Origin of the sequence: Agromyces sp. Marseille-Q5079, assembly GCF_051016555.1 — a bacterium.
Lineage (GTDB): Bacteria > Actinomycetota > Actinomycetes > Actinomycetales > Microbacteriaceae > Agromyces.
Genome location: NZ_JBPEJF010000008.1, coordinates 122714 through 136977 on the forward strand (window position 1 = coordinate 122714; position 14264 = coordinate 136977).

Genomic DNA, 14264 nt, shown 5'->3' on the forward strand with positions numbered 1-14264 from the left:
TGACGAAACCTCACGATCAGGAAGTGGGCTTCTGCTCCGCTTGATCGTCGTGGTGCACGTGCAGTTCGAGGCTGATCTGCGTGGCATCCAGGGCCTCGAGGGCCTCGGTGAGCGCCGCCGAACTGAACCGGCCCTCCTCGCGCTGCGCCCACAGCGCCTCGCGCTGCTCGTGGAGCACGTCCAGCCGGAACGCGTACCCGCGGGCTGCAGGGCCGGGCCGATCGTCGCCTGCGGGGGTCGCCTCCTCGATCCGCCTCCGCGCGATGTCGCGGAGCATGCCGTCCAATTCCTCGCGATCGGCGTCGATCGCCGCCTGGTCGAGGCGGGCCGGCTTCACCCAGCGCACGAGCATCGGCAGCGTCCCGCCCTGGATGATGAGCGAGGCCGCCGCGACGACGAACGCGACGAAGACGAGGAGCGACCGCTCGGGGATGTCGGCGGGCAGCGTCTGCGCGGCCGCGAGGGTCACAGCCCCGCGCATGCCCGCCCAGACGATGACGGCGCCCTCCCGCCAGCCGAGCGGCTCGGCCGTGAAGTAGTCGATGTCGGCGACCTTGCGCGTGATCCGCCGCCGGAACATCGCGAGCCGCTCCTTCGGCACCTCGCGGCCCACCTCGCCGCTCTGCGGCCCGGCGCGGCCCTCGAGCCGCAGCGACTGATCCTCGCCGAGGTTGTCGAGGCGGTCCTGCATGCCCGAGAGCTGGTCGCGCATCACGACACCGCGTCGTGCGCGCCGGCGCTGCAGTCCGAGCGTCGGGAACACGTAGACCGCCCTGACGGCGATGACGGCGGTCAGGGCGAGGCCCGCGAGGACGAGCCCCACGAGGATGCCCGAGCGTCCGCCGTGGACGTCGGCGACGATGGTCGACATCTCGAGCCCCATGACCAGGAAGACCGTGCCCTCGAGGATCAGCTCCACCGTGCGCCACGCCTGCGTGTCGGAGGCCCGATGCTGCGGTGAGAGGCGCCGGATCGCGCCGCTGCCCGTGACGAGGCCGGCGACGACGGCGGCGACGAGGCCGGACGCCCCGAGCACCTCGGCCGGCACCGACGCGAGGAAGGGGACGGTGAACGAGATGACCGTGTTCACGGTGGGGTCGGTGACCCGCTCCCGCACCCAGAGGTTCGCCTTGCCGACGAGGTAGCCGATCACGATCGCGACGACGACCGCGAACACGAAGTCGCCGAGGATGCCCCAGAAGGTGACGGATGCCGCGGTCGCGACGATCGCCGAACGCAGCAGCACGAGCGCCGTCGCGTCGTTCAGCAGGCTCTCGCCCTCGAGGACCGTCACGATGCGGGGGCTCACGCCGATGCGCTTCACGATCGAGGTGGCGACGGCATCGGTGGGGCTCACGATCGCCCCGAGGGCGATGCCGCCCGCGATGCCGAGGTCGGGGATGAGCCAGGCGAACAGCAGGCCGAGCAGGACCGAACTCACGACGACGAGCCCGACCGACAGCCCGCCGATGGCGCTGAACTCGCGCCGGAACTCCATCGCCGGCATCGACACCGAGGCGGAGTAGAGCAGGGGCGGGAGCACGCCCGCGAGGATCCACTCGGGGTCGATCTCGAAGTCGGGCACGAACGGCAGCAGGCTCGCGCCGATGCCGACGATCACGAGCAGGAGCGGCGCCGCCACGCCCAGCCGCGGGCCGATCGCCGTCGCCGCGGCGATGCCGAGCAGCCCGAGCACGACCACGACGAGCAGTTCCATGTTCACTCCCCTGGGCTGCGGGTCGCCCGGCCGCGGCAACCGAGCTCGCCGATGGGGAAAGTCTTGCGCACGGGGCGCGACCTGTCACGGCGGCACGCCTCACGGCGAACTCACAGCGTGCGGGCGCAGCATCCGGAACAGCAGGGGCCGCTCGATGGTTTTCTCCAGTGTCGCGCCGCGAAAGGCGATGCGACCGACGAGGGTGCCGCAGCCAGCGGTGCCCCACGAAGGAGGAACGACATGTCGAACGACTACCGCAGCACTCCCGAGGCGCTCGCCCGCCTCACGCCCCTCCAGCGCAGCGTCACGCAGGGCGACGGCACCGAGCCGGCGTTCCGCAACGAGTACTGGGACAACCACGACGACGGCATCTACGTCGACGTCGTCTCGGGGCAGCCGCTCTTCTCCTCGACGGACAAGTACGACAGCCGGTCGGGGTGGCCGAGCTTCACGAAGCCGCTCGACGCCACCGCCGTGACGGAGCATGTCGACCGCACGCTCTGGATGAAGCGCGTGGAGGTACGCTCATCGGGTGCCGACAGCCACCTCGGCCACGTCTTCGACGACGGGCCGACCGATGCGGGCGGCCTCCGCTACTGCATGAACTCGGCGGCACTTCGCTTCGTGCCCGTCGCCGAGCTCGAGGAGCAGGGCTACGGCGACTTCCGCAGCCTGTTCACGACGACGGATGACGCGGCCGCGGCATCCGAGAAGGAGAACGCATCATGACGAACACCGAGACCGCGATCCTCGCCGGCGGCTGCTTCTGGGGCATGCAGGACCTGATCCGCAAGCGCCCGGGCGTCGAGTCGACGCGCGTGGGCTACACGGGCGGCAGCAACGCCGAGCCCACCTACCGCAACCACCCCGGCCACGCCGAGGCCATCGAGATCGTCTTCGACCCCACGCAGACGAGCTACCGAGAGGTGCTGGAGTTCTTCTTCCAGGTGCACGACCCGTCGACCCTGAACCGCCAGGGCAACGACATCGGCACGAGCTACCGGTCGGCGATCTTCCCGCAGAGCCCCGAGCAGCAGGAGATCGCGCTCGACACGATCGCCGACGTCGACGCGTCGGGCCTCTGGCCCGCGAAGGTCGTCACCAGGATCGAGGAGGCCGCGCCGTTCTGGGAGGCCGAGCCCGAGCACCAGGACTACCTCGAGAAGTACCCGAACGGGTACACGTGCCACTTCGTGCGCCCCGGATGGAAGCTGCCCAAGCGCGACGCCTCGGCGCTCGCCTGACCCTCGCGTCGGCCCGTGCGCCGAACGGGTGACGACGAGCCGTCGAGCGGATGCCCCGCCGGAGACGATCCGGCGGGGCATCCGTCGTTCGCGGGCATGGTGCCGAGTCACAGCGAGGCGAACGTAGGCTGGATGTCATGGGTGTGCTGAATCCGGATCCGATCGCAGACGGTCTCGCGGCGAACGGCGCACCCCCCACGCTCGTGCCGGCGACGATCGAGGCGTTCAAGGCCGCGTTCCGGGACCACCCGGCCGGCGTCGCACTCGTGACCGCGACCACTCCCCTCGGGCCGGTCGGCCTCACCGCGTCGAGCGTGGCCTCCGTCTCGGCCGAACCCGCGGCCCTGTCGTTCTCGGTCACGCGCGCCACCGGTTCCGCCGGCGGACTGCTCGCCGCCGAGACCATCGTCGTGCACCTGCTCGCCGCGGGCCAGGTGGAGGTCGCCCGGGCGTTCGCCAGGTCGGGCGCACCGCGCTTCACCCCCGAGCAGGGCTGGTCGTCGCTGCCCACCGGCGAGCCGTGGCTCGTCGAGGCGCCGGTGGCGCTGCGGGCCCGGGTCATCCACACGCTGCCCGTCGGCGGCTCCTCGCTCGTGGTCGCCGAGGTGCTCGACGTGCGGCTCGGCGAGCGGGCGCCGTCGCTCGTGTACCGCGACCGGCGGTTCCACGCCCTCGACGACGAGTCCCCCCAGATCTGATCGACCCTCGTCCGCCGAATCGCCCCGTGCCCTCACCGCTCGAGAGGAACCCGCTGATGTCGCAGCCCGCCCCGCGGAGACGCCGTCGACGACGACGTCTCTCGTATGCGCTGCTCGCGGTGCAGTTGCGGCGCTGGGGACTCGCCGGGTTGATCGCCCTCACCGCGATCGGCGCGATCATCGCGGCCCTGACCACGCGCTGAGCGCGCGCCCTCGACGCGCCGAACGCGCGCCGATCCGCGTCAGCCCGCGACGCCGAGCCGGTCGAGAGCGTCCTGCACGATCGTGAGTCCGCCGAGGCCCGGCATCCCGCTGATGCTGTCGTCGACCTTGCGCGCCGCGCGACGCCCCTCGGGACCGCTCATGAGGTGGCCCATGACGTGGCGCACCTCGTCGGGCTCCATGATGCTCGACCCGACGGGTGCCCAGAACCGGCTGAGGGCGAAGCGCGTGACCTTCTGCGCCTTCGTGCTCGCGGCGAGGCGCTCGCGCGCCTGCGACGTGTAGAACGCGACGTGCCTGGCCTCCTGCTTCGCGATGCGGCGCAGGAGCTCGGCGAGCACCGGATGCTCCTCGAGCTCGGCCATGCGCTGGTAGGCGGTGATCGCCGACCACTCGTTGGCCGCACCCCACGACATGTGCACCGCCACGAAGTCCTGGCCGACGAGCCCGCCGAGCACGGACTGCTTGATCGGGTCGAGCCGATCCTTCCACCCGAGCTTCAGCCGGCTCGCCTTCAGCTGGTCGTAGTCGACCGTGATGTCGTGCATCGCGAGCACCGCGGCGAGCGCCTCCCCGTGCCAGAACTCCTCGCGGTTCCACATGGTCATGAAGGCGCTGACGTCGGCCTCGCGGTGCGAGGGGGTCGTGAGCAGGTCGCGGGTGTAGCAGACCGTGTGGTACTCGACGTCGGCCATGTACCGCAGGGTCCGCAGCGATGACGCGGGCAGCGGCTCGTGACGGAAGACCTCGAGGTCGAGGTCGCTCCAGTCCACGCTGACCGAGGTCGCGGTGTAGCGGTCGATGTCGAAAGCCATGCCCGTGCTCCTGCCGCGCCGGTCAGCCGGCGAACCTTCCGACGACGCGCGACGCCGTCCGCTCGTCGATGCCCGGCAGCGAGCGGATGCCGCGTGCGAGCCGGGTCGCGCCGTCGCCCTCGAGGGCGAACCGGGCGAACGACCGCCGGTCGGCGACGGGGATCGCCCCGCTGCCGAGCGGCCAGGCCGAGCGACGGAGCTCGCGACGTGCGAGTCGCGCGGCCCTCGGCGAGGCCGCGAGGCGGCGGGCCGCCTCGGTCTCGAAGAACGCGGCGTGGCGTGCCTTGATCGCGAGGATCCGGGCGACGGCGTCGGCGAGCGCCCGATTCGGCACCTCATCGGCGATCGCCCCGAGCCGGTCATAGGCGAGCCCGAGCATCAGGTCGTCGACGCGACCGAGTGCGAGGTGTGCTCCGATGACGTCCGGCCCCTGGCCGAAGCCGGCGATCGCACGCCGGATCGGCCCTCGACCTGTCTCCCGCCCGTGCATCGCCGTGTCGGCCCCGGGGCGGACGGGTTCCGCCGTGCCCGCGGCATCCGTCACCTGTCGCAGGGCGTCCGCGATCCAGTACTTCTCGTACGCCCATGAGACGAGGAACGCCGTGACCCTCGCATCCTTGTGCGTCGGCGTGACGAGGACGTTGCGGAGGTGCGCCATGGTGGCGCCCTCGAGTGCGGCGAGCGTCGTCACCGCGCGCACGGCCTCGTGCGGAAGCCCGGCATCCGCGATGGCATCGAGGTCGAGGTCGTCGCGAAGGCTGCCGTGCGCGGTGCGCGCGAACCCCCGGACGTCGAACGACGCCGGCTCGGACCCCATCGTCGAGGTCCGGCCGGCGTCGTGCGAGTCGTTCATGTGCCGAGGCTACTCCGTGGCGCCGCCGCCACGCAGGCCGCGGTCGCGGCATCCGCCTCAGAACTTGTTGCCGAGGGCCTTGCTCTTCAGCGCCTGGTACTCGCCCTCGGAGATGATGCCCTGATCGCGCAGGGCGGCGGCCTTCGCGATCTCGTCGCTCGGACTCGCGAACGAGACCTTGCGCACCTCCTCGTCGGAGTACTCGACGTACTCCTCCCGACGACCGGCTGAACGCTCCGCCATGCTCTTGCCGCGCACGATCAGGTAGACCAGGCCGGTGATGAACGGGACGAAGACGAGCAGGATCACCCAGAGGGCCTTCAACCAGCCGTTGAGGTCACGCGAACGGAAGATGTCGATCGCGATGTAGATCAGGATGAAGATGTACGCGATGTACGCGAAGATCCACAGGCTGAACCAGAACCAGTCCCAGACGGTGGCGAAGAATCCCATGAGCGGCGTCCTTTCGAATTCGGTGGCCCGCGATGCTGGTCGAGGCCGTCTCGCGCTCAACCTATCGGGGAGCGCTCCCCTGCGCGAGAGGCGCGCCCGCGCGTAGAGTGGCGATCGGTCGGCTTCGGACGAAGGAGTCTTCATGAGGGCGCTGCTCACCGGGTCGACGATGGCGATCCTCGTGATCGCGTGGGCGACGACGGTGTGGGCGCTCGCGTTCGGGCACGGCCTCGTCGCGCATCCGCCGAACGTCGCCGTCGGCGTGATCACGTTCGTCGTCATCCTCGCGGCGATCATGGTCGCCGCCTTCGGCGTCGTGCACCAGGCCGAGCAGCTCGCCGAGCAGGTCGGCGAACCCTTCGGCACGCTCATCCTGACGCTCACCGTAGTGGTCATCGAGGTCGCCCTGATCGCGTCGGTCATGCTCGGCCCGAGCGGGTCCGCGACGATCGGCCGCGACTCGCTGTTCGCCGTGATGATGATCATCATCAACGGCGTCATGGGCCTCGCCATCCTGCTCGGCGGCCTGCGCCACGGCCCCCAGAACTACAACACGGTCGGCACCTCGGTCTACCTGGCGGTCATCGTCGCGCTGTCGCTCTGCACGCTGGTGCTGCCGAACTTCACGAGCTCGACCCCGGGTGGAACGCTGACGAGCTTCCAGTCGATCGGCATCGCGGTGCTCGCCGCCGCGCTCTACGCGTTCTTCCTGGTCATGCAGGTCGGCCGGGACCGGAACCTGTTCGTCCAGCCCGTCGTCGCGGCTGCGACGGGTGGGTCTCCCCCGGACGCGGCGCCGACGGCGGTGGCGTCTTCGTCGTCGTCGGCCGGGCACGCGGCCGCCGCTCGGGGCGAGCTGGTCGGGCGAGCCGTCCTCCTCATCGTGACCGTGCTCCCGATCGTGCTGCTCTCGCACGACCTCGGCGTGCTCGTCGACCTCGGCATCGAGGCGACGGGCGCGCCCGTGGCGCTCAGCGGCGTCGTCATCGCGATCATCGTGTTCACGCCCGAGGCGGTGACCGCGATCCGCGCCTCGCTCGCGGACCAGAACCAGCGCGCCTTCAACCTCGGCCTCGGCGCCTTCACGTCGACGGTCGGCCTGACCATTCCCGTCATCCTCGTCATCGGGCTCATCAGCGGCCAGGAGGTCGTCCTCGGCGAATCGCCCGCGAACATGGTGCTCATCGCCATCACGCTCGCCATGACGCTCATCACGTTCTTCTCGCCCCGCACGACCGCCGTGCACGGCGCCGTGCACCTCATGCTCTTCGGGGTGTACGCGATCCTGCTCTTCGCACCGTGAGCCGTGGCGGCTCGCGTCCGCTCGCCCTCAGCGCCCGCTGCGACCGGCGAACAGCGCGTGCAGCAACGGCAGCACGGAGGCGATCATCAGCACCGTGCCGAGCACCACGTCGTCGGCCCGGATCACCGCGCCCGCGACGAGCAGCCCGCCGAAGAGGATCGCCGACACCGCTCGCCGCGTCGTGCGCTCGAGCCGGGCGACCCGTCGTTCGAGCGTCGGGTTCGACACCGCGACGGATCCCTCCTCGATGCGCGTCGCGAGCGCGTCGAGTCGCTTCGGCAGGCCCACGGCGATGCCGGCGATCTCGACGGCCTGCTTCGCGAGGTCCTGCACGACGTTGCCGCGCTCGTCGCGGATGAGCTTCGTCGCGTACGGCTCGATCGAGTCCCACAGGTTGAACTCGGGATCGAGGGCGCTGCACACGCCCGACGTGAGCGACATCGCCCGCACGATGAGCAGGAAGTTCTCCGGCAGCTGGAACGGCAGGGAGCGCACCACGTGGCCGAACTCCTCGGCGAAGTCCCGGAACTCGCGCGGATCCACCTCGCGGAGTTCGGCGAAGCCCATGCCGCCGAACCGCGCGAACAACTGCGTCATCGCCCGCTCGAGCTCACCGGTGTCGGCCGAGGGAAGCAGCACGCCGACGTCGCGCACGGCATCGACGAGCCCCTTGCCGTCGCGCGAGGCGGCCGCGATCAGCAGCTTCCGCAGGCCGCTGCGCGTGCCGGCCGGCACCTCGCCCATCATCCCGAAGTCGATGAACGTGAGCTTCCACGACCGCTTCGCCGAGCCGTCGACGACGGGCAGCGGCGTGACGAAGATGTTGCCCGGGTGCGGGTCGGCGTGGAAGAAGCCGTTCGTGAAGAGCTGGTCGAACATGACGGCGGCGAAGGCCGGCGCGACGTCGGCGGGATCGATGCCCGCGGCCGCGAGCGCCGCGGCATCCGTGACCTTGATGGCCGTCACGTCTTCAAGGGTGAGCACGCGGCGGGTGGTGCGCTCCCACGCGATGGCGGGCACGCTCACCCGATCGTCGTCGGCGAACTCCGCCGCGAAGCGCTCGGCGTTCGCGGCCTCGTGCAGGTAGTCGATCTCTTCCAGGCTGGTCTGCGCGAATTCCTCGACGAGCGCGTGCGTGTTGACCCGGTTGGACACGAGGCGCACATGGCTGAGCCACCCCGCGACCTTGCGCAGGGCGGCGAGGTCGACGTCGACGATCTCGTCGATGCCCGGCCGCTGCACCTTGACGACGACGTGCTCGAGCCCGGTGTCGGCCGCATCGAGCGGCGCGAGACGGGCACGGTGCGCCTGGCCGAGGGATGCCGCGGCGATCGGCTCCTCGTCGATCGAGGCGTACGCCCGATCGAGCGGCAGGCCGAGTTCTGCCTCGGCGAGCGCTCGGATGGCCGGGAACGGGACCGGCGGGACCTCGTCTTGAAGCCCGGCGAGCTCGGCGGTGATCTCGGGTGGAAGCACGTCGAGGCGCGAGGACATGAACTGCCCGACCTTGATCATGAGCCCGCCGAGGTCGATCGCGAGCACGTGGAAGCGCTGGGCGAAGCGCCGCATCCGCTTGGAACGCGTGCGCTCGGCGACCCCGGCGAGCCCGATGCGCGGGAGGAACAGCTCGTACCACCAGGTGACCGCGAGGTTCCAGCCCGCGAACCGCAGGATGCGGCGGTAGCGCGCGCGGGTATTGCCGGCACCGGGCATCGAGTCGCCTCGATCGCGAGGAGCGGATGCCACCCGCGTCAGTCCTGGGCGAGGATCGCGTAGAGCCGTCGTCGCGTCTCGTCGAGCGCGGCCACGGCCTGCTGCACCTGCTCGGGAGTGCCCGTGCGCCCGACCTGGGCGGCGGCCTGTGCGAGCTCGAAGCCCGCCTTGGGCAGTGCCGTCGGCCCGGTGCCGTCGCCGGCACCCGGCGCGGCCCATGGGGCGGACGCGCCCGAATCGGCCACCGACGCCCGCCCCTCGTCGGTGAGCGAGTAGGTCTTGCGGCCGTTCGACTCCTGGGCGCTGATGAGCCCCTCGTCGGCGAGCAGCTGCAGGGTCGGGTAGACCGAACCGGCGCTCGGCTTCCAGGTGCCGCCGCTGCGCTCCTCGATCTCGTGGATGATCTGGTAGCCGTGCATCGGCTGCTCGGCGAGGAGCGCGAGCACCGCCGCGCGCACGTCGCCACGACCCACACGGCTGCCCGCGCGCTTCTCGAAGGTCGAGCGCAACTGCTCGAAGGCCTGCCAGATGCTGTCGGTCGGGATGCCGGCACCGAATCCGCCGGCGGGGAACGAGCCACTCATGACAACCTCTTCCGTCGCGTGTGAACGATACTCAACGATATAACGTGACGGGCCTGAGCGATAGGGCCACGGCTCCCGCAGGCGATACCGTCGAGTGCGGTGGATCACCCCACGATGGAGGCAGGACGGCAATGGAGCACTTCGACACGATCGTGGTCGGCGCAGGAGTGGCGGGCCTGACGGCCGCTCGGCTGCTGGCGAGGGACGGCCGCCGGGTCGCGGTGCTCGAGGCCCGCGATCGCGTGGGCGGTCGCGTGTGGACCGACCGGACCGACGGGCTCGTGACCGACCTCGGCGCCTCGTGGATCCACGGCGTCACCGACAGTCCCGTCGCCGCGGCGGCCGCGGCGTTCGGCATGCGCACGGCCGAGTTCACGGTCGGAGGATACCAACCCGACAGCCGTCCGATCGCGTACCACGGGCCCGACGGCGAGCGCCTCCCCGATGCCGATGCGCATCGCTTCGCCGCCGACATCCACGACGTCGACGCCACGCTGCTCGACGTGGTGGCGGCATCCGCTCCGGATGCCTCCTACCGCGACGTGACCGAGGCGGCGCTCGCCCGCCAGGCGTGGGACGCCGAGCGCGTGCAACGGGTGCGCGAGTACCTCGAGCACCGCTCGGAGGAGCAGTACGGCGCGTGGATCGAGGACCTCGCGGCGCACGGCCTCGACGACGACTCGATCGACGGCGACGAGGTGGTCTTCCCCGAGGGATACGACCGCCTGCCCCAGCAGCTCGCCGAAGGGCTCGACCTCCGCCTCGAGCACGTCGTCTCCCACGTACGGTGGTCGGCCGACGGGGTCGTCGTCTCGACCGATCGCGGTTCGTTCGCCGCCGACACCACGGTCGTGACCGTCCCGGTCGGCGTGCTGAAGTCCGACGACCTCGTCGTCGAGCCGCCGCTGCCCGAACCCGTCGCCGGCGCCCTGGGCAGGCTCGAGATGAACGCGTTCGAGAAGGTGTTCCTGCGCTTCCCGACGAGGTTCTGGGACGACGGCGTCTACGCGATCCGGCAGCAGGGCCCCGAGAGCCGCTGGTGGCACTCCTGGTACGACCTCACCAGCCTGCACGGAACGCCGACCCTGCTCACCTTCGCCGCCGGCCCGGCCGCCCGCGAGACGCGCGACTGGCCGGAGGGGCTGGTCGTCGAGTCGGTGCTCGCGCAGTTGACGAGGCTGTACGGCGATCGCGTGGAGCAGCCGACCCACGTGCACCGCACCGACTGGCAGGGCGACCCGTTCGCGCGGGGCTCGTACGCCTACATGACGGTCGGTTCGTCGACCGCCGATCACGACGACCTCGCGACCCCGATCGGCGGGGTCCTCCACCTCGCCGGCGAGGCCACCTGGACGGATGACCCCGCGACGGTGCCCGCGGCGATGCTGTCGGGGCACCGGGCGGCGTCGAACATCCTGGGGCGCGACATCCCGATCGACGAGGTGTGGTCGAACTGACGCGACGTCACCCCTGCATCCGCGGATCCTGGGTCGGATCCCAGTAGACGGCCGGGCACCCCTCCTCGATCGCCTCGGGGTGCCGCTCGAAGTGCCACGGCTCGTTGTCGTAGGTCGGGCAGAGGCCGTATCGGGCGCCGTGCTCCTGCAGCCAGTCGATCGCGTCGTACGACCCGACATCGACCGCGTTCCCGGCGACATGTTCCGACGTCTCCGCGGTGGCGACCCACCTGGCCGCCTCGGCCTCCGAGCCGTACTCCACGACCGCCTCCTCGAGGAGCTGCTCCTGGTAGGCGGGTGACCGCCAACCGCTGCTGACGAAGACGTCGATGCCCTCGTCGGCGGCGTCGTCCGCCGCCGCACGGAGTGCGCTCAGCAGCTCGGGGTCGAGGTTGACGACCCCCGGGTACTGCTCGTCGAAAGCGCTCACCCCGTCGGGCAGGACGCCGTCGGCCTCGGTGGCGGCGCCGTCAGCCGCGAGCAGCGCCGTACCGCCCTCCCCTGGCGGCCGCTCGCCGAACGCGCCGGCCGAAGAGAAGGCTGAGGACCGGCCGAGTTCGGATCCGAGCATCACCGCGCCGGCGATGACGAGGATGAGGAGGCCGACGACCGCGGCCAGGAGGGTCCTGCGGGCACGGGCCCGGGATGGTGCGTGGTGACTCATGCTGCCAGCCAACGCGTGCGCGTGTTGCCCGCCCGTATGCGGTTTCGGATACGCCGACGATATGCCCCGGCTCCTAGCATGGCCATCATGCGAGTGCTGGTGGTGGAGGACGAACCGTTGATGGCGGAGGCCATCCGCGACGGGCTGCGCCTGGCGGCGATCGCGGCCGACCTCGCCGGCGACGGCGACACCGCGCTCGAACTCCTGAGCATCAACGCGTACGACATCGCCGTCCTGGATCGCGACATCCCCGGCCCGTCCGGCGACGAGGTCGCCGAGCGCATCGTCGCCTCCGGCAGCGGCATCCCGATCCTGATGCTCACGGCCGCCGACCGCCTCGACGACAAGGCGTCCGGCTTCGGGCTGGGCGCCGACGACTACCTGACGAAGCCGTTCGAGCTGCAGGAGCTCGTGCTCCGGCTCCGGGCGCTCGACCGTCGGCGCGCGCACACGAGGCCGCCGGTGCGGGAGATCGCCGGGCTGCGGCTGGACCCGTTCCGCCGCGAGGTCTTCCGCGACGGCCGATACGTCGCCCTGACGCGCAAGCAGTTCGCCGTGCTCGAGGTGCTCGTCAGCGCCGAGGGCGGCGTCATCAGCGCCGAGGAGCTGCTGGAGCGGGCCTGGGACGAGAACGCCGACCCCTTCACGAACGCCGTGCGCATCACGGTCTCGGCCCTGCGCAAGCGGCTCGGCGAGCCCTGGTTGATCGCCACCGTGCCCGGCGTGGGCTATCGCATCGACACCGGGGCATCCGCTCGCGACAAGACGGACCGGCATGAGTAGGGCGCCGGGCATGAGCGTGCGGCTGAAGCTCGCGCTCAGCTACGCCGGGTTCCTCATGGTGGCGAGCTTCCTGCTGCTCGCGGCGGTGTGGCTCTTCCTCCTGCGGTACGTGCCCGCGGAGGCGATCAACACGATCAGCGGCTTCGTGCCCGGCCGCGACGACCTCGTCCGCGCCTTCGGACCGGTCGTTGCCTGGGTGCTGCTCTTCCTCCTGGCGTTCGGCCTGCTCGGCGGGTGGTTCCTCGCCGGCCGCATGCTCGTGCCCCTGGCCCGCATCACGGATGCCACCCGCCGGGCCGCGAACGGATCCCTGTCGTATCGCATCGAACTGGAGGGTCGGAACGACGAGTTCCGCGAGCTCGCCGACAGCTTCGACGTCATGCTCGCCCGGCTCGAGGCCCACGTCGACGAGCAGCGGCGATTCGCGGCCAACGCGTCCCACGAACTGCGCACCCCGCTCGCGATCACCCAGACCCTGCTCGAGGTGGCCCGCAACGACCCCGACCGCGACAACGGCGCGCTCATCGAGCGTCTCGCCGTGGTCAACGCCCGCGCGATCGAGCTCACCGAGGCGCTGCTCGTGCTCAGCCGAGCCGACCAGCGGTCGTTCGCCCGGGAGACGGTGGACCTCTCGCTCCTCGCGGAGGAGGCGGCCGAGACCCTCCTCCCGCTCGCGGAGCGGCGTGGGGTCGTCATCGAGACGTCCGGGGAGGTCACGCCCGCCCTCGGGTCGCCCGCGCTCCTCTTGCAGCTGACCACGAACCTGCTGCACAACGCCATCGTGCACAACCTGCCCGAGCACGGCACGGCGCAGGTCAGCACCGCCGTGCACGATGGCTTCGTCACGCTCGAGGTCGAGAACACGGGCGAGCACCTTCCGCCGCACCTCGTCGCCACGCTCACCGAACCGTTCCAGCGCGGCACCGAGCGCATCCGCGGCGATCACGGCGGCGTCGGCCTCGGCCTCGCGATCGTGAAGAGCATCGCGCAGGCGCACGACGGGACGCTCACGATCGTCGGGCGCCCTGAGGGCGGGATGCGCGTGACGGTGCGCCTCCCGGCCGTGCCGACGGACTCCGTCCGATGAGCGTCGACGAGCGGATGCGCCCATCGGCGAGGGACGGAGCCCGATCGTCCGGGCGCGCTCGCCTCCTGCTGTCGACCTCGTTCGGGGTGTACCTCGCGCTCCTCTTCTGGATCGTCCTGTGGAAGCTCGAACTTCCGTACCTCGGCTCCGGCGACCTGCGCCAGGTGAAGCTCGTGCCGTTCCTCTCGGACGCCTGCAACGGCGCCAGCGCGCCGTCGGAGGTCGTCGCGAACGTCCTGCTCTTCGTGCCGTTCGGCTTCCTGCTCGGCCTGCTCGCACCGACGTGGCCGTGGTGGAGGTCGGTCGCCGTGTTCGCCAACGCGAGCCTCGCCCTCGAGGTCGCGCAGTACGCCCTCGCGGTCGGCAGTTCCGACGTCACCGACCTCGTCACCAACACCGTCGGGGGCATGCTCGGGCTCGGCCTGTTCGCGCTCGTGCGCCGCCGGCTCGACGAGCGGACCGTGCCGGCGATGTCGCGGGTCTGCGCGGTCCTGACCGTGCTCGCCCTGGCCGGGACCGCCGTCATCGTTGCGTCGCCCCTGAACTTCGGCCCGCAGCCCGACGTCATGGTCTCGATGCAGGGCACACCGCACGCCGCGCCGGGATCCGCGGCGAGTGCGCGCCGAATCGATGGGGAGGCGCACGAACAGCGGTGCCGGTGAGACCCGCGC

Annotated in this window: 16 protein-coding genes; 9 read left to right on the forward strand and 7 right to left on the reverse strand. The window is 71.2% G+C overall.

The annotated features are described in order from the left end of the window. Nucleotides 1-16 precede the first annotated feature (16 nt). Nucleotides 17-1717, reverse strand: coding sequence for a cation:proton antiporter (locus ACR3IO_RS16485; protein WP_434072313.1), 1701 nt, complete (start codon nucleotides 1715-1717; stop codon nucleotides 17-19). A 240-nt stretch (nucleotides 1718-1957) separates the two neighbouring features. Between ACR3IO_RS16485 and msrB the strand changes: the two genes are divergently transcribed. The 4 genes from msrB to ACR3IO_RS16505 all read left to right on the forward strand — a co-directional run bounded on the left by msrB (nucleotide 1958) and on the right by ACR3IO_RS16505 (nucleotide 3862). Beyond that, nucleotides 1958-2446, forward strand: coding sequence for a peptide-methionine (R)-S-oxide reductase MsrB (gene msrB / locus ACR3IO_RS16490; protein ID WP_434072314.1), 489 nt, complete (start codon nucleotides 1958-1960; stop codon nucleotides 2444-2446). Beyond that, nucleotides 2443-2961: a peptide-methionine (S)-S-oxide reductase MsrA gene (gene msrA / locus ACR3IO_RS16495; protein WP_434072315.1), complete on the forward strand. Its 519-nt coding sequence runs from the start codon at nucleotides 2443-2445 to the stop codon at nucleotides 2959-2961. The genes msrB and msrA overlap by 4 nt, the downstream gene beginning before the upstream one ends. Nucleotides 2962-3098: 137 nt before the next feature. Then, complete coding sequence (locus ACR3IO_RS16500; RefSeq protein WP_434072316.1) at nucleotides 3099-3659, forward strand: flavin reductase family protein; 561 nt, start codon at nucleotides 3099-3101, stop codon at nucleotides 3657-3659. Between the two features lie 56 nt (nucleotides 3660-3715). Beyond that, a complete protein-coding gene (locus ACR3IO_RS16505) occupies nucleotides 3716-3862 on the forward strand; it encodes a hypothetical protein (protein ID WP_434072317.1) in 147 nt (48 codons plus the stop codon). 39 nt (nucleotides 3863-3901) lie between these two features. Here ACR3IO_RS16505 and ACR3IO_RS16510 read toward each other — a convergent pair whose 3' ends face one another. From ACR3IO_RS16510 to ACR3IO_RS16520, 3 genes are read right to left on the reverse strand one after another with little or no spacing between them, the layout of a single operon-like run. After that, nucleotides 3902-4696: a ferritin-like domain-containing protein gene (locus tag ACR3IO_RS16510; RefSeq protein WP_434072318.1), complete on the reverse strand. Its 795-nt coding sequence runs from the start codon at nucleotides 4694-4696 to the stop codon at nucleotides 3902-3904. Between the two features lie 22 nt (nucleotides 4697-4718). Beyond that, complete coding sequence (locus ACR3IO_RS16515) at nucleotides 4719-5549, reverse strand: hypothetical protein (RefSeq protein WP_434072319.1); 831 nt, start codon at nucleotides 5547-5549, stop codon at nucleotides 4719-4721. Nucleotides 5550-5606: 57 nt separating this feature from the next. Continuing rightward, nucleotides 5607-6002: an SHOCT domain-containing protein gene (locus ACR3IO_RS16520; RefSeq protein ID WP_434072320.1), complete on the reverse strand. Its 396-nt coding sequence runs from the start codon at nucleotides 6000-6002 to the stop codon at nucleotides 5607-5609. Between the two features lie 142 nt (nucleotides 6003-6144). Here ACR3IO_RS16520 and ACR3IO_RS16525 point away from each other — a divergent pair, with 142 nt between their 5' ends. Next, nucleotides 6145-7305: a calcium:proton antiporter gene (locus tag ACR3IO_RS16525; protein WP_434072321.1), complete on the forward strand. Its 1161-nt coding sequence runs from the start codon at nucleotides 6145-6147 to the stop codon at nucleotides 7303-7305. Between the two features lie 27 nt (nucleotides 7306-7332). On the opposite strand, the gene ACR3IO_RS16530 is transcribed toward ACR3IO_RS16525, so the two are convergent. Then, on the reverse strand, nucleotides 7333-9018 hold the full coding sequence (locus ACR3IO_RS16530) for an ABC1 kinase family protein (RefSeq protein WP_434072322.1): 1686 nt from the start codon (nucleotides 9016-9018) through the stop codon (nucleotides 7333-7335). Nucleotides 9019-9056: 38 nt separating this feature from the next. After that, nucleotides 9057-9602 carry a PadR family transcriptional regulator gene (locus tag ACR3IO_RS16535; RefSeq protein ID WP_434072323.1) on the reverse strand — a complete coding sequence of 182 codons (546 nt, stop codon included), beginning with the start codon at nucleotides 9600-9602 and terminating at the stop codon, nucleotides 9057-9059. Nucleotides 9603-9733: 131 nt separating this feature from the next. Here ACR3IO_RS16535 and ACR3IO_RS16540 point away from each other — a divergent pair, with 131 nt between their 5' ends. Continuing rightward, on the forward strand, nucleotides 9734-11059 hold the full coding sequence (locus ACR3IO_RS16540) for a flavin monoamine oxidase family protein (RefSeq protein WP_434072324.1): 1326 nt from the start codon (nucleotides 9734-9736) through the stop codon (nucleotides 11057-11059). A gap of 7 nt (nucleotides 11060-11066) precedes the next feature. On the opposite strand, the gene ACR3IO_RS16545 is transcribed toward ACR3IO_RS16540, so the two are convergent. Further along, a complete protein-coding gene (locus ACR3IO_RS16545) occupies nucleotides 11067-11723 on the reverse strand; it encodes a M15 family metallopeptidase (protein WP_434072325.1) in 657 nt (218 codons plus the stop codon). An 87-nt stretch (nucleotides 11724-11810) separates the two neighbouring features. On the opposite strand from ACR3IO_RS16545, the gene ACR3IO_RS16550 reads away from it, so the two are divergent. The 3 genes from ACR3IO_RS16550 to ACR3IO_RS16560 are packed head-to-tail and all read left to right on the forward strand — an operon-like array spanning nucleotide 11811 to nucleotide 14255. Then, nucleotides 11811-12506 carry a response regulator transcription factor gene (locus ACR3IO_RS16550; protein WP_434072326.1) on the forward strand — a complete coding sequence of 232 codons (696 nt, stop codon included), beginning with the start codon at nucleotides 11811-11813 and terminating at the stop codon, nucleotides 12504-12506. Further along, on the forward strand, nucleotides 12499-13593 hold the full coding sequence (locus ACR3IO_RS16555; RefSeq protein ID WP_434072327.1) for a sensor histidine kinase: 1095 nt from the start codon (nucleotides 12499-12501) through the stop codon (nucleotides 13591-13593). The genes ACR3IO_RS16550 and ACR3IO_RS16555 overlap by 8 nt, the downstream gene beginning before the upstream one ends. Further along, nucleotides 13590-14255 (forward strand): VanZ family protein, encoded by a 666-nt coding sequence (locus ACR3IO_RS16560; protein WP_434072328.1) that lies wholly within the window; start codon nucleotides 13590-13592, stop codon nucleotides 14253-14255. The genes ACR3IO_RS16555 and ACR3IO_RS16560 overlap by 4 nt, the downstream gene beginning before the upstream one ends. Nucleotides 14256-14264 lie beyond the last annotated feature (9 nt).

Coding starts and splice junctions, on each gene's coding strand:
- ACR3IO_RS16540 (WP_434072324.1), top strand. CDS start 9,734: ATGGAGCACTTCGACACGATCGTGGTCGGCGCAGGAGTGGCGGGCCTG.
- ACR3IO_RS16535 (WP_434072323.1), bottom strand. CDS start 9,602: ATGAGTGGCTCGTTCCCCGCCGGCGGATTCGGTGCCGGCATCCCGACC.
- ACR3IO_RS16560 (WP_434072328.1), top strand. CDS start 13,590: ATGAGCGTCGACGAGCGGATGCGCCCATCGGCGAGGGACGGAGCCCGA.
- ACR3IO_RS16515 (WP_434072319.1), bottom strand. CDS start 5,549: ATGAACGACTCGCACGACGCCGGCCGGACCTCGACGATGGGGTCCGAG.
- ACR3IO_RS16550 (WP_434072326.1), top strand. CDS start 11,811: ATGCGAGTGCTGGTGGTGGAGGACGAACCGTTGATGGCGGAGGCCATC.
- ACR3IO_RS16525 (WP_434072321.1), top strand. CDS start 6,145: ATGAGGGCGCTGCTCACCGGGTCGACGATGGCGATCCTCGTGATCGCG.
- msrA (WP_434072315.1), top strand. CDS start 2,443: ATGACGAACACCGAGACCGCGATCCTCGCCGGCGGCTGCTTCTGGGGC.
- ACR3IO_RS16510 (WP_434072318.1), bottom strand. CDS start 4,696: ATGGCTTTCGACATCGACCGCTACACCGCGACCTCGGTCAGCGTGGAC.
- ACR3IO_RS16505 (WP_434072317.1), top strand. CDS start 3,716: ATGTCGCAGCCCGCCCCGCGGAGACGCCGTCGACGACGACGTCTCTCG.
- ACR3IO_RS16545 (WP_434072325.1), bottom strand. CDS start 11,723: ATGAGTCACCACGCACCATCCCGGGCCCGTGCCCGCAGGACCCTCCTG.
- ACR3IO_RS16485 (WP_434072313.1), bottom strand. CDS start 1,717: ATGGAACTGCTCGTCGTGGTCGTGCTCGGGCTGCTCGGCATCGCCGCG.
- ACR3IO_RS16530 (WP_434072322.1), bottom strand. CDS start 9,018: ATGCCCGGTGCCGGCAATACCCGCGCGCGCTACCGCCGCATCCTGCGG.
- msrB (WP_434072314.1), top strand. CDS start 1,958: ATGTCGAACGACTACCGCAGCACTCCCGAGGCGCTCGCCCGCCTCACG.
- ACR3IO_RS16520 (WP_434072320.1), bottom strand. CDS start 6,002: ATGGGATTCTTCGCCACCGTCTGGGACTGGTTCTGGTTCAGCCTGTGG.
- ACR3IO_RS16500 (WP_434072316.1), top strand. CDS start 3,099: ATGGGTGTGCTGAATCCGGATCCGATCGCAGACGGTCTCGCGGCGAAC.
- ACR3IO_RS16555 (WP_434072327.1), top strand. CDS start 12,499: ATGAGTAGGGCGCCGGGCATGAGCGTGCGGCTGAAGCTCGCGCTCAGC.